Origin of the sequence: Methylobacterium sp. UNC300MFChir4.1 (assembly GCF_900110155.1) — a bacterium.
Taxonomy (GTDB): Bacteria; Pseudomonadota; Alphaproteobacteria; order Rhizobiales; family Beijerinckiaceae; genus Methylobacterium.
This window is the reverse complement of sequence record NZ_FOCS01000001.1, coordinates 248,184-270,661: the sequence shown is the minus strand read 5'-3', so window position 1 is coordinate 270,661 and position 22,478 is coordinate 248,184. Positions and strand designations below refer to the sequence as shown.

Annotated in this window: 25 protein-coding genes; 14 read left to right on the top strand and 11 right to left on the bottom strand. The window is 73.4% G+C overall.

Features of this window, described 5'->3' with window-relative positions:
- Window positions 1-123: 123 nt before the first annotated feature.
- Window positions 124-1,266 (bottom strand): aminotransferase class V-fold PLP-dependent enzyme, encoded by a 1,143-nt coding sequence (locus tag BMY19_RS01320; protein ID WP_100250647.1) that lies wholly within the window; start codon window positions 1,264-1,266, stop codon window positions 124-126.
- Between BMY19_RS01320 and BMY19_RS01315 the strand changes: the two genes are divergently transcribed.
- Window positions 1,265-1,546, top strand: a complete 282-nt coding sequence (locus tag BMY19_RS01315) for a hypothetical protein (RefSeq protein WP_100250646.1) — start codon at window positions 1,265-1,267, stop codon at window positions 1,544-1,546. The two genes, BMY19_RS01320 and BMY19_RS01315, sit on opposite strands and share 2 nt — an antisense overlap.
- Before the next feature lie 66 nt (window positions 1,547-1,612).
- Window positions 1,613-2,485 (top strand): 4-(cytidine 5'-diphospho)-2-C-methyl-D-erythritol kinase, encoded by an 873-nt coding sequence (locus BMY19_RS01310; protein WP_100250645.1) that lies wholly within the window; start codon window positions 1,613-1,615, stop codon window positions 2,483-2,485.
- 19 nt (window positions 2,486-2,504) lie between these two features.
- Here the strand turns inward: BMY19_RS01310 and BMY19_RS01305 are convergent, their stop codons facing one another.
- Both BMY19_RS01305 and BMY19_RS01300 read right to left on the bottom strand, forming a co-directional pair.
- On the bottom strand, window positions 2,505-2,984 hold the full coding sequence (locus BMY19_RS01305; RefSeq protein ID WP_100250644.1) for a hypothetical protein: 480 nt from the start codon (window positions 2,982-2,984) through the stop codon (window positions 2,505-2,507).
- On the bottom strand, window positions 2,981-4,798 hold the full coding sequence (locus BMY19_RS01300) for a chloride channel protein (RefSeq protein WP_100250643.1): 1,818 nt from the start codon (window positions 4,796-4,798) through the stop codon (window positions 2,981-2,983). Before BMY19_RS01300 ends, BMY19_RS01305 begins: the two co-directional genes overlap by 4 nt.
- A gap of 136 nt (window positions 4,799-4,934) precedes the next feature.
- Between BMY19_RS01300 and BMY19_RS01295 the strand changes: the two genes are divergently transcribed.
- Window positions 4,935-5,363 (top strand): MarR family winged helix-turn-helix transcriptional regulator, encoded by a 429-nt coding sequence (locus tag BMY19_RS01295; protein WP_100250642.1) that lies wholly within the window; start codon window positions 4,935-4,937, stop codon window positions 5,361-5,363.
- A 68-nt stretch (window positions 5,364-5,431) separates the two neighbouring features.
- Here the strand turns inward: BMY19_RS01295 and BMY19_RS01290 are convergent, their stop codons facing one another.
- Window positions 5,432-6,451 carry a polyprenyl synthetase family protein gene (locus BMY19_RS01290; RefSeq protein WP_100250641.1) on the bottom strand — a complete coding sequence of 340 codons (1,020 nt, stop codon included), beginning with the start codon at window positions 6,449-6,451 and terminating at the stop codon, window positions 5,432-5,434.
- 168 nt (window positions 6,452-6,619) lie between these two features.
- On the opposite strand from BMY19_RS01290, the gene BMY19_RS01285 reads away from it, so the two are divergent.
- Complete coding sequence (locus BMY19_RS01285; RefSeq protein WP_026604550.1) at window positions 6,620-6,844, top strand: putative signal transducing protein; 225 nt, start codon at window positions 6,620-6,622, stop codon at window positions 6,842-6,844.
- The gene (locus BMY19_RS01280) at window positions 6,841-7,599 is read left to right on the top strand and encodes a tRNA1(Val) (adenine(37)-N6)-methyltransferase (protein WP_100250640.1); all 759 of its coding nucleotides are present in this window, start codon (window positions 6,841-6,843) and stop codon (window positions 7,597-7,599) included. Before BMY19_RS01285 ends, BMY19_RS01280 begins: the two co-directional genes overlap by 4 nt.
- A gap of 9 nt (window positions 7,600-7,608) precedes the next feature.
- Here the strand turns inward: BMY19_RS01280 and BMY19_RS01275 are convergent, their stop codons facing one another.
- Both BMY19_RS01275 and BMY19_RS01270 read right to left on the bottom strand, forming a co-directional pair.
- A complete protein-coding gene (locus BMY19_RS01275; RefSeq protein WP_100250639.1) occupies window positions 7,609-7,920 on the bottom strand; it encodes a hypothetical protein in 312 nt (103 codons plus the stop codon).
- A 33-nt stretch (window positions 7,921-7,953) separates the two neighbouring features.
- Complete coding sequence (locus tag BMY19_RS01270; RefSeq protein WP_056531636.1) at window positions 7,954-8,628, bottom strand: hypothetical protein; 675 nt, start codon at window positions 8,626-8,628, stop codon at window positions 7,954-7,956.
- 405 nt (window positions 8,629-9,033) lie between these two features.
- On the opposite strand from BMY19_RS01270, the gene BMY19_RS01265 reads away from it, so the two are divergent.
- Genes BMY19_RS01265 through BMY19_RS01255 form a run of 3 tightly spaced genes read left to right on the top strand, consistent with a single transcriptional unit; the run spans window position 9,034 to window position 10,596 of the window.
- Window positions 9,034-9,831, top strand: a complete 798-nt coding sequence (locus BMY19_RS01265) for a heme ABC transporter permease (RefSeq protein WP_100250638.1) — start codon at window positions 9,034-9,036, stop codon at window positions 9,829-9,831.
- Window positions 9,832-9,841: 10 nt separating this feature from the next.
- A complete protein-coding gene (gene ccmD, locus BMY19_RS01260) occupies window positions 9,842-9,985 on the top strand; it encodes a heme exporter protein CcmD (RefSeq protein ID WP_100250637.1) in 144 nt (47 codons plus the stop codon).
- On the top strand, window positions 9,982-10,596 hold the full coding sequence (locus tag BMY19_RS01255) for a DsbE family thiol:disulfide interchange protein (protein ID WP_100250636.1): 615 nt from the start codon (window positions 9,982-9,984) through the stop codon (window positions 10,594-10,596). The genes ccmD and BMY19_RS01255 overlap by 4 nt, the downstream gene beginning before the upstream one ends.
- Window positions 10,597-10,599: 3 nt before the next feature.
- Here BMY19_RS01255 and BMY19_RS01250 read toward each other — a convergent pair whose 3' ends face one another.
- Together BMY19_RS01250 and ftsY are read right to left on the bottom strand one after the other, a co-directional pair.
- Window positions 10,600-11,214, bottom strand: a complete 615-nt coding sequence (locus tag BMY19_RS01250; protein ID WP_100250635.1) for a septation protein A — start codon at window positions 11,212-11,214, stop codon at window positions 10,600-10,602.
- Between the two features lie 131 nt (window positions 11,215-11,345).
- Complete coding sequence (gene ftsY / locus BMY19_RS01245; protein ID WP_100250634.1) at window positions 11,346-12,746, bottom strand: signal recognition particle-docking protein FtsY; 1,401 nt, start codon at window positions 12,744-12,746, stop codon at window positions 11,346-11,348.
- A gap of 57 nt (window positions 12,747-12,803) precedes the next feature.
- Here ftsY and BMY19_RS01240 point away from each other — a divergent pair, with 57 nt between their 5' ends.
- Window positions 12,804-13,478 carry an RluA family pseudouridine synthase gene (locus BMY19_RS01240; RefSeq protein ID WP_100250633.1) on the top strand — a complete coding sequence of 225 codons (675 nt, stop codon included), beginning with the start codon at window positions 12,804-12,806 and terminating at the stop codon, window positions 13,476-13,478.
- Window positions 13,479-13,660: 182 nt separating this feature from the next.
- On the opposite strand, the gene mtaB is transcribed toward BMY19_RS01240, so the two are convergent.
- Entirely contained in the window at window positions 13,661-14,887 is a 1,227-nt protein-coding gene (gene mtaB, locus BMY19_RS01235) for a tRNA (N(6)-L-threonylcarbamoyladenosine(37)-C(2))-methylthiotransferase MtaB (protein WP_100250632.1), read from the bottom strand.
- Window positions 14,887-15,774 (bottom strand): diaminopimelate epimerase, encoded by an 888-nt coding sequence (gene dapF, locus BMY19_RS01230; protein WP_091679253.1) that lies wholly within the window; start codon window positions 15,772-15,774, stop codon window positions 14,887-14,889. Before dapF ends, mtaB begins: the two co-directional genes overlap by 1 nt.
- Window positions 15,775-15,969: 195 nt before the next feature.
- On the opposite strand from dapF, the gene BMY19_RS01225 reads away from it, so the two are divergent.
- The 5 genes from BMY19_RS01225 (at window position 15,970) to tam (ending at window position 20,321) form a co-directional block, all read left to right on the top strand.
- A complete protein-coding gene (locus BMY19_RS01225) occupies window positions 15,970-16,737 on the top strand; it encodes a GyrI-like domain-containing protein (protein WP_100250631.1) in 768 nt (255 codons plus the stop codon).
- Window positions 16,738-16,898: 161 nt separating this feature from the next.
- The gene (locus BMY19_RS01220; protein WP_100250630.1) at window positions 16,899-17,660 is read left to right on the top strand and encodes an endonuclease III domain-containing protein; all 762 of its coding nucleotides are present in this window, start codon (window positions 16,899-16,901) and stop codon (window positions 17,658-17,660) included.
- A gap of 93 nt (window positions 17,661-17,753) precedes the next feature.
- Window positions 17,754-18,818 carry a tryptophan--tRNA ligase gene (trpS, locus tag BMY19_RS01215; RefSeq protein ID WP_100250629.1) on the top strand — a complete coding sequence of 355 codons (1,065 nt, stop codon included), beginning with the start codon at window positions 17,754-17,756 and terminating at the stop codon, window positions 18,816-18,818.
- A complete protein-coding gene (locus tag BMY19_RS01210) occupies window positions 18,815-19,516 on the top strand; it encodes a haloacid dehalogenase type II (RefSeq protein ID WP_100250628.1) in 702 nt (233 codons plus the stop codon). Before trpS ends, BMY19_RS01210 begins: the two co-directional genes overlap by 4 nt.
- A gap of 22 nt (window positions 19,517-19,538) precedes the next feature.
- Entirely contained in the window at window positions 19,539-20,321 is a 783-nt protein-coding gene (tam, locus tag BMY19_RS01205) for a trans-aconitate 2-methyltransferase (protein ID WP_100250627.1), read from the top strand.
- A gap of 21 nt (window positions 20,322-20,342) precedes the next feature.
- On the opposite strand, the gene BMY19_RS01200 is transcribed toward tam, so the two are convergent.
- Window positions 20,343-22,418: a methyl-accepting chemotaxis protein gene (locus tag BMY19_RS01200; protein ID WP_100250626.1), complete on the bottom strand. Its 2,076-nt coding sequence runs from the start codon at window positions 22,416-22,418 to the stop codon at window positions 20,343-20,345.
- Between the last annotated feature and the right edge of the window lie 60 nt (window positions 22,419-22,478).

Genomic DNA, 22,478 nt, shown 5'->3' with positions numbered 1-22,478 from the left:
GACGGTCTCCGTGTGGGCGCGCGGGCCGGGCGCCGGCGCCGGGAAGCGGTCGGCGGCGCGCAATCGTCTCGCGACTCGCTCCCGGCCCGGCGCTCATGCCGGAGCGTCCGTTTCCGGACCGTCTCAGGTGATCCCCCGGAAGGCCCCGGACAGTGCGGCAAGGCAGCGCGCGAGGTCGTCCTCGTCCGCCCAGACGTGCGGGCTGATGCGCAGCGCGCCGGAGCGCTCGCTCACGTAGACCCGGTCCCGCTGCAGGCGATCGACGAGGCCCGTCGGCAGACCCGCGGGCGGCCGCAGACCGAGGATGTGCGGCGCCCGCAGGGCAGCCGGCAACGGCGCCAGGCCGAGGCCGGCGGCCCCGTCCGCCAAGCGGTCCGTCAGCCCGCGCAGCCGGGCGGCGACGGCCGGCACGCCCCATTGGGCGATCTGCTCCAGCCCGGTCACGGCCATGAACAGCACGACCGGATCGTTGAGCTCGCCCCGGTCGTAGCGGCGGGCACCGGCGGCCGGGGGGCGGTTCCCGATATTCTCCTCGATGGCCGCCCCGTCCTGCCGGTGCGGCGCTGCGTACAGGAAGGCGAGACCGTACGGTCCGAGAGCCCACTTGTAGGTCGGGAAGGCCAGGAAGTCCGGGCGCCACCGGGCGACGTCGACCGGCACGGCGCCCACGGCCTGCGTGGCGTCGATCACCAGGGCCGCGCCGGCGGCGTGGACCGAGGGAGCGAGCCGGTCGAGGTCGATCAGGCTGCCGTCGGTCCAGTGCAGCGGGGTCAGGGTGGCGAGGGCGAGCGGCGGGGCGCCCGGCCGGTCGATCGCGGCCGCGACCGCCGCGGTCCAGTCGCCGTCCGGGGGGCGCGGCACCTCCTCCACCACCAGACCCTGCCGGTCGGCCAGCCGATCGAAGGCGAAGCACAGGGACGGGAACTCGTCGGCTACGCGGAGCAGGCGCCCGCCCGGCCTCAGGGTCAGGTTGCGGGCGGCCACCGCCATGGCGTGGCTGACCGCGCCGACGATCGCGATCTCGTCCGCGCCGGCGCCGATCAGCCGGGCGGCCGCAGCGCGCGCCCGCTCGGCCCAGGGCGGGACCGCCGTGCGGGGATGGTCCCAGGGACGGCTCTTGACCAGGATCCCCGCCTCGCCCGCCGCGCGCACGGCCCGCGGCAGCGGCGACCAGGCGGCGGCGTCGAGGTAGCTGACGTCGGCGGGCATCTCGAAGAGATGGCGCTGGCACGGGAGCGCCGCGGCGACGGATTCGGTGAACGCCATGATGCGCGACAGCCTAGAGGATCGGATCCGCCGGCACTACGGCCCGGACTCCATCGCGCGGCGCCCAAGCCGCAGGCCGGCGCGTCCCGGTCCGCGCGGATCGGCGGCGGCGTGCCCCCTGGCGGACCATCGCATCCTGAGGCTCCGACGCTCCGGCGCCCTGTCGAGCCTCGCGGGACGCGACGGGCTGGTCGACCTCGCCGAGGATCTGACCGTGATCCGCCCGAACGACGCCCGGCCCGACCGGCCGCGCCGGGTGTTCGGCGGGGGCGGCAGCTGAGCTGTTGTTCCGGGCCGCGAGCCTGTAGAGCCTCGGGACACATCGCCACGACCCGACCGAGACCCTGTGACCCTGCTCGCCGATCGCGCCCCCGCCAAGGTCAACCTGACGCTCCACGTCCTCGGCCGCCGCGCCGGTGACGGCTACCACGTGCTCGAGAGCCTCGTCGCCTTCGCGGGCACGGCCGACCGCCTGACGCTGGATCCCGCGGCACCGCTCAGCCTGACCGTCAGCGGCCCCACCGCCGGCCCCGCCGGCCCGACGGACGACAACCTCGTCCTGCGGGCCGCCCGGGGGCTCGCCGCCCGGGTGCCGAGCCTGCGCCTGGGCGCCTTCCACTTGGTGAAACGCCTGCCGGTCGCGGCGGGGATCGGCGGCGGCTCCTCCGACGCTGCCGCGGCCCTGCGCCTGCTGGCGCGCCTCAACGGGCTGCCCCTCGACCACGAGGCCGTCGGCGCGGTGGCGCGGGAGACCGGCGCCGACGTGCCGGTCTGCCTCGACCCGCGGGCCCGGATGATGCGCGGCGCGGGCGAGGCGATCGGGCCGGCCCTCGGCCTCGCACCGCTGCCCGCGGTGCTGATCAATCCCGGCGTTCCGGTGCCCACCGCCCCGGTCTTCAAGGCGCTGGGCCTGAGCGTCGGCCAGGATCTCGCGGGCGCGCCGCACCCGACGATCCCGCGGGCCATGGCGAGCGACCCGCTGCTCCGGGCCCTGGCCGGGGCCCGCAACGATCTGGAGGCGCCGGCCCTGTCCGTGGCGCCGGTGATCGGCGACGCGCTGGCGGCCCTCCGCGCCCAGGGCTGCCGCCTCGCGCGGATGTCGGGCTCCGGCGCGACCGTTTTCGCGCTGTTCGCCGACCGGCGCGCGGCCGTCCGGGCCGCCGCCGCCCTGCGCGCCGCCCATCCGGGATGGTGGGTGGCGCCGACCTTCCTGCGCTGACCCGGCCCGCGGGCGGCGTTCAGCCGGACTCCGCCTCGTACACCGTCACGACGCCGCGGCCCTCGGGCACCATCACGCGCCAGCCGCCCGCCCGCGGCAGGTCGCCGGGATCGATCGCGCTGGCCCGACCGGTCCCGACATCGAAGGTCGCGAGTCGGCCGTCCGAGATGCGTCCGCGCAGATACGCCCGGCCTTCGCCGATGTGGAGCGCGGCCGGAGCGGCGGTGACGCCGAGGGCGACGTCCGCGAGGGCGCCGCTCGGCGCCAGGACGGCCCCCGGCAGCGCCAGCACGTCGGCCTCGGGAGCGATCTCGGACGCGACCCGCAGGTGGCCATCGACCGCGTGACGGCGGTTCAGTAGCAGGGCCTCCCGACGTCCCTCACGCTGCACGACGAGGGCGAGATCCGGGCCGTCCCGGCCGGCGATCAGGTAGACGCTGCCCGGCGCGAGCCGATCGAGGCGGGTGGTCCGGCCGGGACGGTGCAGGTCCAGGGTCATGCTTCTATCCGCGCGCGCCGCTCACCCCGCCCCTTCCGGTAGAACGCGCGACGCTCGGCTTCGGCCCGAACTACGGTGGCGCGCACCTGGAGCAGGTCCTTTCGGGTCAGAAGCCCGACGAGGCCGCCGGTGCGCGGATCGGTGACCGGCAGGCGCCCCTGCCCGGCCGACAGCATCACGTCGAGGGCGTGCGAGACCACGTCGCCCGGATGGACGACGGCGAGATCGGCGTCCGAGACGCGCTCGCCGAGGGTGCCCACCTCGGCCTCGCCGTCGCGCTCCTCCAGGGTCCAGCGCAGGGCGTCGCTGCGCGAGACGAGGCCCACGGGCCGGCCCGCGCCGTCGACCACCGGATAGGCGTGGTGGGCACCGATCTCGATCGCCGCGAGGGCGTCGGCCAGGGGCAGGTCCGCGTCGAGGGTCTCGACCGTGCGGGTCATCACCGCCTCGACCTGGGCGAGTTCGTAGGGATCGATCCCGTATTCCCGGGTCACGTGCTGCCCGCGCCGGGCAATCTTCTCGGTCAGGATCGAGCGCTTGAGGAGGAGCACGGTCACCGCGTAGGCCGCCATGGTGGCGGCGAGCAGCGGCGCCAGGGCGGCGACGTCGCCGGTCACCTCGACGGCGAAGACGACGCCGGTCAGCGGCGCCGGCAGGGTGCCGCCGAGCATCGCCGCCATGCCGATGAGCGCCCAGAAGCCGTGGGCGCCCGGCAAGAGGAGGCCGATCAGCCAGCCGACGGCGCCGCCGAGGATCAGCAGCGGCGCGAGCACGCCTCCGGACGTGCCCGACGACAGGGCGGCGAGCCAGATCACCGCCTTCACCACGAGGATCAGCACGACAGCGCTCGCCAGCATGTGGCCGGAGAGCAGGTCGTGGATGACGTCGTAGCCGACGCCGAGCGCCCGGGGCTCCACGAGGCCGCCCAGCCCGACCACGACGGCGCCGAGGGCGGGCCACCACATCCAGTGGAGGGGAAGCCGCCCGAAACCGTCCTCCAGCGCGTAGAGCGCCCGGGTCAGCGCCCCCGAGATCAGGCCGCAGGTGACCCCGAGCAGCGCGCAGGCGGGCAGCCCCCACCAGGGCAGGGCCGGATTGTCGGCGAAGGGGAAGAGCGGGCCGGCGCCGAACAGAGCCGGCCGCCAGCAGGCCGCGGTGACCGCCCCGACGGTCACCGGGACGAGGCTGCGCGGCCGCCACTCGAACAGCAGAACCTCCACGGCGAGCAGCACGGCCGCCACGGGCGTCCCGAAGATGGCGGTCATGCCGGCCGCCGCGCCCGCCACCAGCAGCGTCTTCCGCTCGGCGGCGCTGAGATGGAAGAACTGGGCGAAGAGCGAGCCGACCGCGCCGCCCGTCACGATGATCGGCCCCTCGGCGCCGAACGGGCCGCCGGTGCCGATCGCCACCGCCGAGGAGAGCGGCTTGAGCACGGCGACCTTGGGCGACATCCGGCTGCCGCCGATCAGGATCGCCTCCATCGCCTCCGGGATCCCGTGGCCGCGGATCTTCTCCGAGCCGTAGCGCGCCATGGCGCCGACGATCAGCGCCCCGATCACCGGGATCGCCACCATCCAGGGCCCCGGCGCCGCGCCGGCCAGGGAGGTCAGGTCGGTGTCGAGCCGGCCGTACCACGCGAGGTTGGTCACGAGGCCGATCAGCGTGAGCAGGATCCAGGCTGTGCCGCTGGCGGCGGTCCCGGTGACGACCGCCATGCCGGCCAGCGTCAGGACCCGCCGGTCCGCGCTGAAATCTCCCAGCGCCCGGCGCAACGGCCTGCCGTCCGCGCTTCCGCTCCCAGTCCCGCCGATCATCAGGGCCTCCTTTCCTCGCGGCGGCACTTATGTCGTGATCCGATATATTCGACAATGGCTCGACCGTTGCAGCCGGGACAGGACTGCCGATACGACGCAGCATCGGCGGCTCGGAAGATTCACCACGGAGGCGATCATGGAGGCCGATGCCCCCGGAACGGCGGCACTGTCGCGGGAGCAGTACGCGGCGCTGGCGGATTTCCGATTCCGTCTCCGCCGCTTCCTGGCGTTCAGCGAGGCCGCGGCGGCCCGGGAGGGGCTGCCGCCGCAGCAGCATCAGGCGCTGCTGACGCTCGCGGGCTACGTCGGGCGCGCGCCCGCCACGGTCGGCCTGCTGGCCGAGCAGCTGCTCATCGCCCCCCACAGCGCGGCCGAGCTGGTGTCCCGCATGGTGGAGGCCGGCCTGCTGACCAAGACCCGCGCCGTCGAGGACAGGCGGCGGAGCGAGCTGTCGCTGACGCCGCGCGCCGAGGCCCTGCTGCGGACCCTCACGGACGCGCATCTCGCGGAGCTGCGGGACCTCGCCCCCGCCCTCACCGAGGCCCTCGGGCCCGTGACGCGGTGAGGCCGACGCGCGCCGTCAAGCTGGCGGAGGTCGGTGGCCGTCGACGCGGGAGCCGAGGGCGCCCGCCCTCAGCGCGCCCGCGCCACGCAGAACTCGACGGCCCCGAGGAGCGCCGCCTTGACGGGCCCGTCCGGGAAGATGTCGAGGGCGGCCCGGGCCTCGGCGCCGTAATGGTGGGCGCGGGCCACGGTCTCCTCCAGGGCGCCGTGGCGCTGCAGGAGGTCGAGGGCGGTCTCCAGGTCGGTCTCGCCGATCTCGCCCTGCTGCAGGGTGCGCCGCCAGAAGCCGCGCTCGCCCTCGCTGGCCCGGCGATAGGCCAGCACGATCGGCAGGGTGATCTTGCCCTCGCGGAAATCGTCGCCGACGTTCTTGCCGAGCTCCGCGGAGGTGCCGCCGTAGTCGAGCACGTCGTCGATCAGCTGGAAGGCGATGCCGAGATTCATTCCGTAGGACCGGGCGGCCGCCTGCTCGGCCTCGGGCCGGCCGGCGAGCACCGGCCCGACCTCGCAGGCGGCGGCGAACAGCTCGGCGGTCTTGCCGCGGATCACCGCGAGGTAGGCGGCCTCGTCGGTCTCCAGGTTCTTGGCGTTGGTGAGCTGCATCACCTCGCCCTCGGCGATCACCGTGGCGGCGGCCGAGAGGATGTCGAGCGCCTTGAGCGAGCCGACCTCGACCATCATCCGGAAGGCCTGGCCGAGCAGGAAGTCGCCGACCAGCACGGAGGCCTCGTTGCCCCACTTGATCCGGGCGGCGACGCGGCCGCGCCGCATGTCGCTCTCGTCGACCACGTCGTCGTGGAGGAGCGTGGCGGTGTGCATGAACTCGACGCTGGCGGCGAGCTTCACGTCGCCGTCGGTGGCACCGGCGTAGCCGCAGAGCCGGGCGCAAGCCAGAGTCAGGATCGGGCGCAGGCGCTTGCCGCCGGAGGCGATCAGGTGGTTGGCGACCTCGGGGATCATCGCCACGTCCGATCCCGTCCGCGACAGGATCGTGGTGTTGACCCGCGCCATGCCGTCGGCCACCAGCGCGACGAGGTCGTTGAGCCCCGCCTCCGCCTCGGGCTTCGGATTCTCGATGGAGAGGGCCATACCCAAGATCCGTGACCTCCAGACCGGTCGCCCCGTAGGGGGCGGGCGATCCCTTCGCACGCGCCCCGCGGCGCCGCAACATCGTCGCCGACCGGATATGGGGTGTCGCCAGCGCGGATCTCACGCGACGAAACCGCCGATCCCCGCCTGTTCCGGAGCCGCGCCGCGATGATCGAGCTGATCCGGGCCAACGACGTCGTGCTGATCGGGTTCGCCCGCTCGGTCCTCGAGGCGGCCGAGATCCCGGTCCTCGTGGCCGACAGTCACATGAGCCTGATGGAGGGGTCGATCGGCGTCTTCGGTCAGCGCCTCCTCGTGCCGCGCGACCACGAGGCCCAGGCCCGCCGCCTGCTGACCGATGCCGGCATCGCCCACGAGCTGCGCCAGCCGTGACCGCCGAGGCCGACAGCGGCGCCGATCCCTTCCTCGGCGGCCGCCTGCGCCTGCACCAGCCGCCGCGGGGCGCGCACCGCGCCGGGACCGACGCGGTGCTGCTCGCCCGGCTGCTCGCGCCGCGGGCCGTGGACCGGCTCTGCGACGTCGGCGCCGGGACCGGCGCCGTCGGCCTCGCCTGCGCGGCCCTGGCGCCGGGGCTCCGGCCGACCCTGGTCGAGCGCGACCCGGCGCTTGCCGATCTGGCCCGCGCCAACGCGGCCCTCAACGGCATCGACGCGCGGATCGTGGTCGCCGACGTGCTGGCCCCCGCGGCGGAACGCCGCGCCGCCGGTCTGCTGCCGGACAGTTTCGACGTCGTGCTCACCAACCCGCCGTTCTTCGCGGCCGGCGATCACCGCGCCTCGCCGCATCCGGGCCGCGCCGCCGCCCACACCTTCGCAGGCGGCGATCTCGACGCCTGGATCCGCGCCTGCACGGCGATCCTGCGGCCCGGCGGGCGCCTCGGCCTCATCCACCGGGCGGACGCCCTCCCGGCCTGCCTCGACGCCCTGCGGGGCCGCTACGGCGGGCTGGCGATCCGCCCGGTCCATCCCCGCGGCGACGCGCCCGCGATCCGCGTGCTGATCGCGGCGACCCGCGGCAGCCGCGCCTTGCCGAGCCTGCTGCCGCCCCTCGTCCTGCACAGCCCCGACGGCACCTTCACCGACGAGGCCGAGGCGCTCCATCGCGGCGCGCCGTGGCCGGCCCCCTGAGCGCCCGCGTCACGCCGCGAGGGCGGCGGGCTCGGCGTCGCGGATGCCGAGGAACCGCTCGACCTCCGGAAGGTCCGGGAAGGCGAGGAATTCTGGGCGCAGCGGCTCGGGCAGCCCCTCGAAGTTGAGCCCCGGGAACGTGTCGGGATGCGGGTAGAGCTGCCAAGCCGCGCCGGGCTCGACCGGGGGGAACAGGATCGCGACCTTCTCGGCGCCGAGGCGGACGATCCGCGTCGGGCTGTACGACAGGGTCTCGATGCTCCAGCCGCGGTGGTAATCCCGGCGGGCCTTCATGGTGCGGCGGCTCGTCGCGCGATGCATGGCGGTCTCCTTCGGTGGGGGTGGGAAGCGGGATCAGGCGGCGCTGCGGCGTCCGGCGCGCTTCGGCCAGCCCAGCGCCACGAGGCGGGCCTTGGCGTAGTCGCGCACCTCGTCGCGGGTGCCGGGCGGCATCGTCGCCAGGACGGCCTGGGTGGCGCCGTCCAGCATCAGGTCGGTGACCGCGTTGATGGTCTCGGCCTCGTCGATGCGGCGCTTGAGGTCGCCCTCGGCCTCGGTGACCTCGTCGAAGGCGGGGGCTTCCTCGAAATCCTCGTCGACGGCCCGGACCGGGACTTGGTGTGCCCGGAACTCGTCGGCCTCCTCCTCGGAGTAGACGAGGCCGTGCAGCTCGATGAGCTTGAGGATGACGCGGTCCTTCCCGCGCTTCTCGGCCATGGCGTAGACGTAGGCCGCCTGCTTGCCCGAGACGCGGTAGTTCACGTTGACCAGCGCCTCGCCCATGGACCACTCGACCCGCTCGGTCCCGGGCTTCGCGCCGGGCAGCCGGCCGGTCACCAGAATCACGGCCTCGTCGCGCTCGGCCCGGATGACGGTCGGCGGCTCGAAGACGATGCCGGCCTGCGCGGCGATGCGCTCCAGGGTCTTGTGGTAGATGACGGCGGTCCCCTGGACGCGCCAGACGTTGCCCCCGAAGGGCTCGCCGTAGCGGACGAGGATGTCGGCGATCTGCTTGTCGGCGGTTCGCATGGGGCGCTCGGTCCGTCAGGGTGAGGTCGCGTCGTCCACAGCTTTTATCGGGGACGCTCTTTCGTTCTCTTTTTGTTCACATCTATATGCGCAATCCGCCCGCGATGCGCAAGGCTCGGACGCGAAAAGCCGCGGCCGCGGACGTGCGTCATCGTCGAACACGTGCGGGCGTGGCGCGGGTCCCCGCTCCCGTGCGGAAGAGCGCGTGCGTCGCGGACGTCTCAGGAAGACGGCTCGTCGTTGGCGCAGTCGTACAGCAGCTTTTCGGATCCGAAGGCCCGACGGGGTCCGGCCCGGCGCACGATGCCATTGCGGCACCCCCGCCGCCTGCGCCGCCGACCCGCATTGTTGCTGCACCGCACCCTAGGCTAGACCGCTTCCACGATGTCCGAGACAGCTGCCGCGATGACGCCTTCCCTCTGGACCCGCCTGTCGAACCCCAGCCACTTCATGCGGTGGTCGGGGGCGCTCGTGCCGTGGTTGACGGCCCTGTCCCTCGGCGTGCTGGCCCTGGGCCTGTACCAGACCTTCTTCGTGGTGCCGCCCGACTACCAGCAGGGCGAGACGGTGCGGATCATGTACATCCACGTCCCGGCGGCGTGGCTCGGCGTGTTCTTCTACGGCGCGATGAGCGTGTCGGCGATCGGAACCCTGGTCTGGCGCCACCCGCTGGCCGACGTCGCCCAGCGGGCGGCCGCGCCGATTGGGGCCGCATTCACGCTGATCTGCCTCGTGACCGGCTCGCTGTGGGGCAAGCCCATGTGGGGCACCTACTGGGTCTGGGACGCGCGCCTGACCTCCATGCTGATCCTGCTGCTGATCTACTGCGGCATCATCGCCCTGTGGCGGACCCTGGAGGATCCGAACCGCGCCGCCCGCGCGGTCGCGATCCTGACGCTGGTCGGTGCCGTAAACCTGCCGATCATCAAGTTCTCGGTGAACTGGTGGTCGACCCTTCACCAGCCGGCCTCGATCCTGCGCATGGGCGGCTCCACCATCGATCCCTCGATGCTCCACCCGCTGCTGGTCATGATCGCCGCCGCGACCCTCGGCGGGATGACCCTGCACCTCTACGCGATGCGCACCGAGATCATGCGCCGCCGGGTGCGGACGCTGACGATCCGCGAGGCCGAGCGCCTCGACCGCGCCCAGCCGCGCCTCACCCCGACACCGGCCGCGATGCCGGTCGGGCAGCCGGTCTAGGAGGACCGCGATGGATCTCGGGTCTCACGGCGGCTTCATCCTGGCCGCCTACGCGTTCACGGCTTTGGTGATGGTCGCCCTCGTGGGCAACGCCCTGCGCGACCGCCGGGCGCAGCGGCGCGCCCTCAGGGGCTTCGGCGAGGACCGGCGATGAGCGCGCCCCTCGACGACACCGCCGGCCGGACACCGCCGGTCCGCCGCTCGCTGCTGCTGATCCTGCCGGCGCTCGTCTTCGCGGCGCTCGCCGCCGTGCTGTTCCTGCGCCTGCGCTCCGGCGCCGACCCGGCCGCCCTCCCCTCCGCGATGATCGGCAAGCCGGTCCCGCGCTTCGACCTGCCCGCCGTGCCGGGGCTGATCGCCAACGGCGCACCCGTGCCCGGCCTGTCGAGCGCGGACCTCAAGGGCCAGATCACGGTGCTCAACGTCTTCGCCTCGTGGTGCGCGCCCTGCCAGGTGGAGCACCCGATGCTGATGCGGCTGGCGAAGGAGCCCGGCATCCGGCTCGTGGGGATCGACTACAAGGAGCCGAACCCCGAGGCCGGCCAGCGCTTCCTGACCCGGCATGGCGTCCCGTTCAGCGCGGTGGGAGCCGATGCCGGCGGCCGCGCGGCGATCGATTTCGGCGTCTACGGCGTGCCCGAGACCTTCATCATCGGGCCCGACGGCGTGATCCGCGACAAGCTGGTCGGCATCCTCACGCCGGAGAATTTTTCCAGCGTGCTCGCCCGCATCCGCGCGGCCGGCAAGGTCGCGGCGGCGGAGTAGGCGTCACGCCTCCGGCTGCGCCTTCTTGCGCTCGTAGCGGGTGAGCAGCGGCGTCTGCGCGAGGGCGAACAGCACGGTGATCGGCATGATGCCGAACACCTTGAAGTTGACCCAGAAATCCTCCGTCTGGGTCCGCCAGACCAGCTCGTTGAGCGCCGCCAGCACGAAGAAGAACACGCCCCAGCGGAAGGTGAGCTTCCGCCAGCCCTCGTCGGTCAGGCTGAACATCGAGTCGAGCACCACCGACAGCAGCGAGCGCCCGAACACGAGGCCGCCGAGCAGCACGGTGCCGAACAGGGCGTTCACGATGGTCGGCTTGACCATGATGAAGGTCTTGTCCTGCAGCGCCAGGGTCAGGCCGCCGAACACCACCACCACCACGCCGGACACGAGCGGCATGATCGGCAGGCGGCGCACCATCACGTAGTGAATCACCAGAGCCACCACGGTCGCCGCGATGAAAACGCCCGTGGCCACGAACAGCTTCTGGTCCGGGGCGACGCCGAACTTCTCGGAATAGGCGTTGCCGAGGAAGAACAGCACCAGCGGCCCGAGTTCCAGCGCCAGCTTCACGAGCGGCGGCAGGTGGCGGTGCGGGGGGACGGATTCGATCTGCATACGCTCGGTTGGCTCGGCTGCGGCGCTCACGGTAGGCTGAGAGCGTCGGACGGGATTCGCCAGGGTGTGTGTAACGCGGAGCGGGCGATGTCCATGACATCGCGCACCGAAGATCGGCGGGCGGCCGCCGCCTAATCCTTCTCCAGCCCGGCGATCGCCCGGGCGAAGTCGCGGGCCGCGAAGGGCTCCAGATCCTCCACGCCCTCGCCGACGCCGATGAAGTGCACCGGCAGGCCGAACTTCGCCGCCAGTGCCACCAGGATGCCGCCCCGGGCGGTGCCGTCGAGCTTGGTCATCACCAGGCCCGAGACCGGCGCGGCCTGCGAGAACAGCTCCACTTGGCTGAGCGCGTTCTGGCCGACCGTGGCGTCGAGGACGAGGAGCGTGGCGTGCGGCGCCTCCGGGTCCTGCTTGCGCAGCACGCGGACGATCTTCTCCAGCTCGGCCATCAGGCCGGCCTTGTTCTGGAGCCGGCCGGCGGTGTCGATCAGCAGCACGTCGGTGCCGGCGGCGCCCGCCTGCTTCAGGGCGTCGAAGGCGAGGCCCGCCGCGTCCGCCCCCTGCGCGCCGCTCACCACCGGCGTGCCGGTGCGCGCACCCCAGACCTTGAGCTGGTCGATCGCCGCCGCGCGGAAGGTGTCGCCGGCCGCGAGCATCACGGTGCGCCCCTCCGCCCGGAGCTTCGAGGCGAGCTTGCCGAGCGTCGTGGTCTTGCCGGCGCCGTTCACGCCGACCGTCAGGATCACGAAGGGCTTCCGGGCGGCGTCGATCGTCAGCGGCACCGCCACGGGCTCCAGCGCCCGCTCCACCTCCGCGGCCAGGATCGCCCGGACCTCGTCGGGCGAGATGCCCTTCTCGTAGCGGCCCTTGCCGACAGCCTCCGAGACCCGCATCGCGGTCTCCAGGCCGAAATCGGCCTGAATCAGGGCGTCCTCCAGATCCTCAAGGGTCGTGGCGTCGAGCTTGCGCTTGGTGAACAGGCCCGTGACCCGGTCGGATAGCGCCGACGAGGTCCGCTTCATCCCGGAGGTGAGGCGGCTCCACCAGCCCTTGGCCTCCGGCTCGCGGTCCGGCCCGGCGCCTGCGTCGTACGCGAGGGCCGCGGCGCTGTCGACCGGCTGGATGTCGGGCTGGGAATCGGGTTGAATCTCGGGCTGCATTTCGGCAGCCGGCTCCACCACCGGCTCGCGGTTCATATCACCCGTATCGACCGGGTCGGCGCCGTGCGCGGGATCGTCACCGGCGGTGCCGGCCGGCGGACGCTCCGGCTCGCCCTCCACGGGCAGCAGGTCCGCGCCCTCGACCGCGTCCGGGACCGGCTCCCCGGTCTCCTCGGGCGGCAGCGGGACGTGCGTGACATCTTCCGCGGCGGTGGCGAAGTCCGGCTTCCCCTCGGAGGGCGAGGCCGCCCCGGCCGGAAGCTCGGCCTCGGGCTTGTCCTCGGCCTGATCCTCGGCTCTGTCCTCGGGCGCGGGCTGGCCTTTGCGCCCGAACAGGCGTCCGAACCAGCCGGGCTTCTCCTCGCTCGCCATGAAATCGCGTCCTCGCCCCACCTTGCCCCGCCGACACCGACCCTCTAGCCGATCCGGATGCCCAACGCCTTCGACATAGGCGCGCGCCTCCTCTACCGCGATGCCCTGCTGCTCGTCATCGACAAGCCGGCGGGTTTGCCGGTCCATCCGGGCCCCCGCGGCGGCGAGACGCTCACCGACCACCTCGACGCGCTCCGGTTCGGCCTGCCCCGCCGGCCGGAGGCCGCGCACCGGCTCGACCGCGACACCTCCGGCTGCCTCGCGCTGGGCCGCCACGCCAAGGCTCTGGCGCGGCTCGGAAAGCTCTTCTCCGGCAGCGCCGTCGACAAGACCTACTGGGCGATCGTGGCCGGCGGTCCCGCCGAGGAGGAAGGCAGCATCGACCTGGCGCTGGCCCGCCGCTCGGACGATCCGCGCTCGTGGTGGATGAAGGCCGACCCCGCGGGGGACCCGTCGCTGACGCACTGGCGGGTGCTCGGCCGCGCCGGCGGGCGGACCTGGCTGGAGCTGAAGCCGGTCACCGGCCGAACCCACCAGCTCCGGGTCCACTGCGCCGCCTCCGGCTGGCCGATCCTGGGCGACGCGGTCTACGGCGGCGCCCCCCGCGGGAGCACGCTGCACCTCCACGCGCGGGCGCTGTCGATCCCGCTTTATCCTAAACGGGAGGCCATCACGGTGACGGCGCCGCCCCCACCGCACATCGCCGAAGCCGTGGCGACGATGGGCGCGTGAGCCTCGCATCATCGCGAGCGCAGCGAAGCGACCCAGGGCAGCGCGACATCGGGAGACCTGGCGCCGCTGGATTGCTTCGCTCCGCTCGCAAAGACGGCGGCGGGCACGATTGAACATGCGCCTGGACCGCATCCGTCCTTTCGGGGCCGGCACGGAGCGTGACAGGCCAGAAAGACCGGGCGCTAGGCGCCGATCAGCCGCGCCCCGTCGTGCCCGGCGATGGCGATGCTGTGGAACGTCCCGGGCGCCTCATCGGCCGCCAGCCGCACGGCCGTGAAATCCACACTCCGCCCGACGCCGCCTCGCTCGGCCAGGACCGTCAGGCGGCGCCCGACCTGCGCGTCGAGGTGCCGCCGCAGGGCACCCGCACCCGCCTCGCGCAGCCGCGTCGCCCGCGCACGGATCACGTTCGGCGCAACCGGCGGCATGCGCGCGGCCGGCGTCCCGGGGCGCGGGGAATAGGGGAAGACGTGCAGGTGCGTCAGGCCGCATTCCGCCACGAGGTCGAGGGAGCGGGCGAACTGCGCCTCCGTCTCGGTCGGGAAGCCCGCGATCAGGTCGGCGCCGAGTACGATGTCGGGCCGCAGCCGCCGCACGGTCTCGCAGAATCGGATCGCGTCGGCGCGCAGGTGCCGGCGCTTCATGCGCTTGAGGATCAGGTCGTCGCCGGCCTGCAGCGACAGGTGGAGGTGCGGCATGAGCCGCTCCTCCTCGGCGATCGCCGCCAGCAGGGCGTCGTCGGCCTCGACGGAATCGATCGAGGACAGGCGCAGGCGCGCGAGGTCGGGCACCGCCCGGAGGATCGCCCGCACGAGGCCGCCGAGGGACGGGGCCGGGCCGGGGAGGTCGCGGCCGTAGGCGGTGAGGTCGACGCCGGTCAGCACCACCTCGCGCCCGCCCCGGGCCACGAGGGTCTCGACCTGCGCGATCACGTCCGCCTCCGGCACCGAGCGGGAGACGCCCCGCCCGAACGGGATCACGCAGAAGGTGCAGCGGTGGTCGCAGCCGTTCTGCACGGGCACGAAGGCACGGGTGTGCCCGGCGACCGCCTCGACCCGCGTCGGCTCGGCCGTTCGCGCCGCCATGACGGCGCCCGGGCCGGTCGCGGCCGCAGACCAGCCCTCCGGCCGCAGCTTCTCGGCGTTGCCGACGAGGCGCGCGACCTCCGGCATGGCCGCGTAGGCCTCCGTCTCGACCTCGGCGCCGCAGCCGGTGACGACGATCTCGGCGCCGGGCCGCTCCCGGGCGATGCGCCGGATCGCCTTGCGGGCCTGCCGCCCGGCCTCGGCGGTCACCGCGCAGGTGTTCACCACCACCCGGTCGCGCCCGTCCGCAGCCGCGTGGGCCCGCAGGGCCTCGGACTCGACGGTGTTGAGGCGGCAGCCGAAGGTGAGGGTCTCGACCGCCATCAGGCCGCGCTGTCGAACAGCTCCGGCGCCAGGGTCCCCTCGGCGACGAGCGCGACCGGACCGGTCATCAGGACGTGGTCGTCGGCGCGCCACTCGACGAACAGCTCGCCGCCCGGCAGCGCGACGCTGGCCTGCCGGCCGATCATCCGCAGGCGCGAGGCGGCCACCACGGTGGCGCAGGCGGCGGTGCCGCAGGCGAGCGTCAGCCCGGCCCCCCGCTCCCAGACGCGGAGCTTGATCGTCTCGCGGCCCGTCACCTGCGCCACCGAGATGTTGGCGCGCTCCGGGAACAGTGGGTGGTTCTCCAGCATCGGGCCGATCCGGGCGAGGTCGAAGCTGTCCGGATCCTGCTCCACGAAGAACACCGCGTGCGGGTTGCCCATGTTCACGGCGCCCGGCGAGTGCAGGATCGGGTCGTCGATCGGGCCGATCTGCAGCTCGATCCGCCGGGTGTCGGGGAACGGCTCGGACAGGGGGATCTCGTCCCAGGCGAGCCGCGGCCGGCCCATATCGACCGTGAAGGCGCGCTCCGAGACGCGGCGCACTCCGAGCAGGCCGGCCTTGGTCTCCAGGGTGAGCCGGCCGCCCTCGGCCGGCCGCGCCATGGCCGGGTCGTCGAGCATCGCGTAGGCGACGCAGCGCGTGCCGTTGCCGCAGGCGCCCGATTCCGAACCGTCGGTGTTGTAGATGCGCATGAACGCGTCGGTGCCCGGGCTCACGGGATCGTGCAGGACCATCAGCTGATCGAAGGTCGAGCCGGGATCCTGGGCGATCGCCCGCGCCTCCTCGGGCCGGACTTTCGCCGCGGAGCCGCGCAGGTCCAGCACCACGATCGCGTTGCCGGCGCCGTGCATCTTCAGGAAGCGTCTGTGGGCGAGTGCGCTCATGCGGTCCCGCGGTTGGAGGAAGGCGCGGGCTATATCGCAAAAGCCGTTGCCCGGCGCGAGGGGTGCCACGGCGTGGCAGATGCGCCGCACCCGCGGCTCTCGTCCGCGGCGCCCTCGCGGGCCGTCTCGTTCGCCACTAGGTTACGCCGCGGGAGCCCGCGCGATCATCCGTGGGCCTCGACCGGAGCGCCCTACGTGATCCGCCTTCGTCCGCTCGTCGCCCTCTCGGCCGCCCTCGTGCTCGCGTCGGCCGGCCCGATCGCCGCCCAGCAGCAGCCCGCGCCGCCGCCCTCCACGGCGCCCGCGCCGGCCCAGACGAACCCGCTGCCGACCACGACCGCGCCGAACCCGGTCGCCGACCCGGACAAGAGCGCGGCCCCGGCCCCGCAGCAATCGGTGGCGCCCCCGCCCGCAGGCCAGTCTGCGGCGGGAACGCCCCCGGCCACGAGCACGGGGACACCCGGCCGGCCCACGCTCATCGAGAAGGCCGGCGAGCCCGGCGACGTCGACGAGGTCACCCTCCCGGCCAAGCCCGCCGCGATCCTGTCCGGCAAGACCAAGTGGGAGGAGGCCGTGCCGAACCTGAAGCAGGCCTTCGCGCGGATCGAGGCCGACCTCGCCAAGCTCGGCGTCGCGCCGGCCGGCCGGCCGCTCGCGGTCTTCACCCGCACGGACGACGACGGCTTCGAGTTCGAGGCGATGGTCCCGGTGGCGGCCGCGCCGAGCCCGTCACCGGCCGAGACCGACGGCCTGCGCTTCGGCACGACGCCCTCCGGCAAGGCGCTGCGCTTCGCCCACAAGGGCTCCTACGAGTCGATCGACAGCACCTACGAGACGCTGACCGCCTACCTCGATGCCAAGGACATCGTCGTGCAGGACCGGTTCGTGGAGGAGTACGCCACCGACCTCAAGGACAGCACCGACGACAGCCTCGACGTGAACATCTACGCGCTGGTGAAGTAGGCGAGCGCAGGCCGGCGGCGGCGCCCTTCGGTCGCGACGACCGCCTCGGAATCGAGCGCGCCCTGCTCTGCGCTGGAAGCGCGCGGACCCGACGATGCGGACAGATCGCCGCTGCCCCGTACCGGCAGGAACAGGGGCGGCGGCTGGCGGATTCGCCCGACATGCCCGCCGCCGACCTCAGATCCGCGACCGTCCCGCGTTCACGCCGCAAGGCGGTCCCCGCCGTCGCGGATCCGGCTCTGGCCGAGAAGGCGCTCGCCGTCCACGCGCGGCTCTGCCCGGTCTACGGCTGCCCGATCCCGTACTTCCACAGCCTCGATCCGGTCAGCGAGCTCGTCTCGTCGCTCCTGTCGCACCGGACCCGCAATGCCGAATCCGGCCGGGCCTTCAAGGCGCTGCGGGCGCGCTTCCCCGACTGGGACGCGGTCCTCGACGCGGACGTGCCGGAGATCGAGGCCGCCATCGCGGGCGTGACTTGGCCGGAGCTGAAGGCGCCGCGTATCCGCGACGTGCTCCGCGCCCTGCGCGACCGGCACGGCAGCCTCGACCTCGCCTTCCTGGCCGACATGGAGGTCGAGGCGGCGCGGGAATGGCTGCAGGCGATCCCGGGCGTCGGGCCGAAGACCAGCGCGGCGGTCCTGTCCTTCTCCATTCTGCGGATGCCGGCGCTGCCGGTCGACAGCCACCATCATCGGGTCGCCCAGCGCCTCGGGCTGATCGGCAGGCGGGTCGATGTCGGCCCGTCGCACCCGATCCTGCGGGCGCAGCTCCCCGCGGACTGGAGCGCGCAGGACCTCTACGACAATCACGAGATCCTGATGCTGCACGGGCAGAAGGTCTGCCATCATCATCGCCCGGCCTGCGGGCGCTGCGTCCTGGTCGACCTCTGCCCCAGCGCGAAGCTGCCCACGCGGGAGCCGTGAGCGCGTCCTTGACCATTCCGGCCTACGGGTGCGAGTAACCGCGCGCCCGGACGGCGCGGAGCCCCGGTCTTCCCTCGCTCAGGATCGGCGCCGATGGCCGCGTTCACCGAATTGGTCTTCTCGGGCGTCCAGCCCACCGGCAATCTGCACCTCGGCAACTATCTCGGGGCGGTGAAGCGCTTCGTGGAGATGCAGGAACGCGACGCGCAGTGCCTGTACTGCGTCGTCGACCTGCACGCGATCACCGTCTGGCAGGATCCCGAGGCCCTGCGCGGCCAGATCCGCGAGGTCACCGCCGCCTTCCTCGCCGCCGGCATCGATCCGAAGCGCTCGATCGTGTTCAACCAGAGCCAGGTGCCCCAGCACGCCGAGCTCGCCTGGGTGTTCAACTGCGTCGCCCGTCTCGGCTGGCTGAACCGCATGACCCAGTTCAAGGAGAAGGCCGGCAAGGACCGGGAGAACGCCTCGATCGGCCTCTACGACTACCCGGTGCTGATGGCGGCCGACATCCTGGCCTACCGGGCGACCCATGTGCCGGTCGGCGAGGACCAGAAGCAGCACCTGGAGCTGACTCGGGACATCGCACAGAAGTTCAACACCGATTTCTCGGGGTCGATCACGGCGCACGGCCACGGCGACGCGTTCTTCCCGATCACGGAGCCGCTGATCGGCGGGCCGGCCGCCCGGGTCATGTCGCTGCGCGACGGCACCAAGAAGATGTCGAAGTCGGATCCGTCGGACAACGCCCGCATCAACCTCACGGACGACGCGGACGCCATCGCGCAGAAGATCCGGAGAGCGAAGACCGACCCCGAGCCCCTACCCTCCGAGGTGGCGGGCCTGAAGGAGCGGCCCGAGGCCGACAACCTCGTGGGGATCTACGCGGCGCTCGCCGGGATCACCCGCGAGGACGTTCTGAGCGATTTCGGCGGGGCGCAGTTCTCGACCTTCAAGCCGGCTCTGGCCGACCTCGCGGTGACGAGCCTCGCGCCGATCGCCGAGGAGATGCGCCGCCTCACCGCCGATCCGGGCCATATCGACGCCGTGCTGGCCGACGGTGGCGCCCGGGCCGAGACCATCGCGGCGCAGACCCTCGACGCGGTCAAGGACATCGTCGGCTTCGTCCGGCGCGGTCCCAGCCTGCAGGCGGTGCGGTGACCGTCCGGGCGCTGGTCTTCGACGTCTTCGGGACGCTGGTCGACTGGCGCTCCGGCGTCGCCCGCGAGGCGGCGCGGCTGCTCGCGCCCGTCGCGCCGGACCTCGATGCCGGCGCCTTCGCGGACGCGTGGCGGGCCCGCTACAACCCATCGATGGAGACGGTGCGCTCCGGCGCCCGACCCTACGTCGACCTCGACACGCTCCAGGCCGAGTCGCTGCCCGGCGTGCTGGCGCAGTTCGGCATCGCGGGCGTCTCCGAGGCCGTGCGGGGCGAGCTTGTCCAGGCGTGGCACCGGCTCGACGCGTGGCCCGAAGTGCCGGACGCGCTGCAACGCCTGCGCGAGAAGCACCTCCTGGCACCGAACTCCAACGGGCATGTCCGGCTGATGGCCGACCTCGCCCGCCGCAACGGCCTGATCTTCGACGCGGTGCTCGGCGCCGGCTATTCCCGCGACTACAAGCCGAAGCCGGCGCTCTACCGCGACGCGGTCGCGGCCTTCGGCTTCGCGGCCGGCGAGACCATGATGGTCGCAGCCCACTCGAACGATCTCGCGGCGGCCGCCAGCCACGGGCTCGCCACCGCCCACATCGCCCGCCCGCACGAGCACGGCCCGGCCGGCGGCGAGACCGCGCCGACGGTGCCGGTCACCCACGCGGCGCGGGATCTCGCGGATCTCGCCGACCGGCTCGGCTGCTGACGGATCGATACGGGAGGGTGTGATGGCCGACTGGAACCCCGCCCTCTACACCCGCTTCGAGGACGAGCGGACCCGCCCCGCCGCCGAACTCCTCGCCTGCGTGCCCCTCGACGCACCGCGGCTCGCCGTCGATCTCGGCTGCGGGCCCGGCAACTCGACCGCGCTGATCGCGGCGCGCTTCCCCGACGCGGAGGTGATCGGCCTCGACACCTCGCCGGCCATGCTGGAGAGCGCCCGCGCCCGGCTCCCGGACCTCGCCTTCGCGCTGGCCGACGCCGCGACCTGGATACCGGACCGGGCGCCGGACCTGATCTACACCAACGCCGTCCTGCAATGGCTGCCGGACCACGCGACCCTGCTGCCGCGGCTGTTCGGTCTCCTCGCCCCGGGCGGCGTGCTCGCCGTGCAGATGCCCGACAACCTCGCGGAGCACACCCATCGCCTGATGCGCGCGGTCGCGGCGGACGGCCCCTGGGCGGCCGCGATCGGCGATCCCGCCGTGGCCGGCCGCCTCGGGCGGATGCTGGAACCCGCCGCCTACTACGACCTGCTGGCGCCGCGCGCCGCCGACGTCGATGTCTGGCGCACCGCCTACCACCACCGCATGGCGGACGCGGCCGCCATCGTGGACTGGGTCAGCGCGACCGGGCTCCGACCGTTCCTCGACCCGCTGGATCCGGAGGAGCGGGCCGGTTTCCTGGCGGCCTACACCCGCGCGATCGACGCCGCCTACCCGCCGCGCAGCGACGGGCGGCGCCTGCTCGCCTTCCCGCGCGTGTTCATCGTCGCCCGCAAGGCGCGGTAGCGCGGGCCGGCACGGCGACCATCAGGCCGCGCGCACCGTTCCGAGGAAGCGGCCGACCTCCGCCCGGAGATGCGCGGATTGCCGCGACAGGTCCGCGGACGATTCCAGCACCTGACCGGCGGCAGAGCCGGTCATGTCGGCGGCTTCGGCCACGCGGGCGATGTTCGTCGTCACCTCGCCCGTGCCGGCGGCGGCCTGGGTCACGTTGCGGACGATTTCCTGGGTTGCCGTGCCCTGCTGCTCGACCGCGGCCGCGATCGTCGTGGCCGCCCCGCTGATCTCGTCGACGCGCGTCGTGATGCTGCCGATCGCCGAGGCCGCCTGCTCGGTCGAGGCCTGGACGCGGGCGATCTGGCCCGCGATCTCCTCGGTGGCCCGTGCGGTCTGCTCGGCCAGCGCCTTCACCTCGGCGGCCACGACCGCGAAGCCCCGGCCGGCCTCGCCGGCGCGGGCCGCCTCGATGGTGGCGTTCAGAGCCAGCAGGTTGGTCTGGCCGGCGATGCCGCTGATCAGCGCCACAACATCACCGATCTTCATCACCGCTGCGCTCAGATCCTCCACCAGCCGCACCGTGCGCCCGGCCTCGTCGGCCGCGGCCCGCGCGAGTTGCGCGGATCCCTGGACCTGACGCCCGATCTCCTGCACCGAGCTGCCGAGCTCCTCGGCCGCCGAGGCCGCGGCCCGGACGTTGGCGGCGGCCTCCTCGGCCCCGGCCGCGACGGTGGTCGACTGGCCGGCGGTCTCCGACGCCGTGGCGGCCAGCGCCCCGGCCGTGGCCTGCAGCGCGGTGGCCGCGTCCGTGACCATCGCGACGATGCCGCCGATGGCCTGCTCGAAGCTGTTCGCCAGGTCCGCGGTCACCCGCTTGCGGTCCCGGTCGGCCGCCGCCTGAGCCTCCGCCCGCGTCCGCGCGTCGGCCTCCGCCTGCGCCCGCAGGCCGTCGCGCAGCTTCAGCACGGCACGCCCGACCAGTCCGACCTCGTCGCGCCGCCGCGCCTCGCGCACATCCGCCCCGTAATCGCCCGCGGCCATGTCGCCGATGGTCCGGCCGAGGCCGCGGATCGGCGCCCCGACGAGACGGTGCAGCGCGCCGAAGACGGCCGCGCACCCGATCAGCACGCAGAGGACCGAGATGCCGATCAGCGTCGCGCGCGCCCGATCGGCGGCGGCCGTGAGCGTCGCCACCGGCACCGCGACGACGATCGCCCAGCGGTCGGGCGTCTCGCCCGCCTGGATATGCTGCGCCATGTAGCGCCACGGCGCCCCGTCCGGGCCCGGCGCGTCGGTCACCACCACGGCTCCCGCCGCGATCGCCTGCCGGGCCGCGTCGGCCGCCGACGCGTCGAAGCCGTGCATCGGCTTCCCGGCCGCCGCGCCGGTCGGATGCGCGACGGTCGTTCCGTTCGCCGAGACCACGGCGAGGTAGCCGGTCCCGAACGGCCTTACCGCCCCGAGGGCGGCGTTCAGGGACCCGAGATCGATGTCGACGCCGGCGGTGCCGCGATACGTGCCGTCCACGGTGATCGGTGCGCCGAACGACATCATGACGACGTCCTTCCCGGCCACCGGGTAGATGTAGGGTTCGATGGCGACCAAGCGGTTCAGCCGCTTCGGCAGGAGGTAATAGGCGCCGTCCGGCTCGGCCTCGTAGCCCGTGAGGACCTCGCGCTTGATCGTGCCGCTCCCGCGGTTCCAGTACGGCATGAAGCGGCCGCTCGCGTCCGAGGAGGCCGTGCCGGCGAACGCGCGGTCGCGCCCGTCCAGGGCGTCCGGCTCCCAGCCCGTCCAGGTCGCGATCAGCTCGGGGTTGGCGCGCAGAAGCTCGCGCAGCAGCGCGTCGTAGATGTCCCGGTCCTGGATGCGGCCGGCGCGCAGGGCCGACGCGGAGGCCGCGATGCTCTCGGCAGTCTTGGCCGCTACCGCGAGGCGGAAGCGGACCTCGCACGCCTCGTTCGACAGCGTCTCCGACTGTATCTCTGCGGCCTGCTCATCGAAGGACGCGTCGATTCGGCGGGCGAGAAAAGTCGTCCCACCCGCGAACACCGCAGCGATCAGGATGCTGCAGATCAATGCGACGCGCAGCGGGAGCGAAACCATGGTCTTAACGGTCCGAGCAAAGATGCGATCGGCAAATTTGCACGAAATTTATGGCTCGGC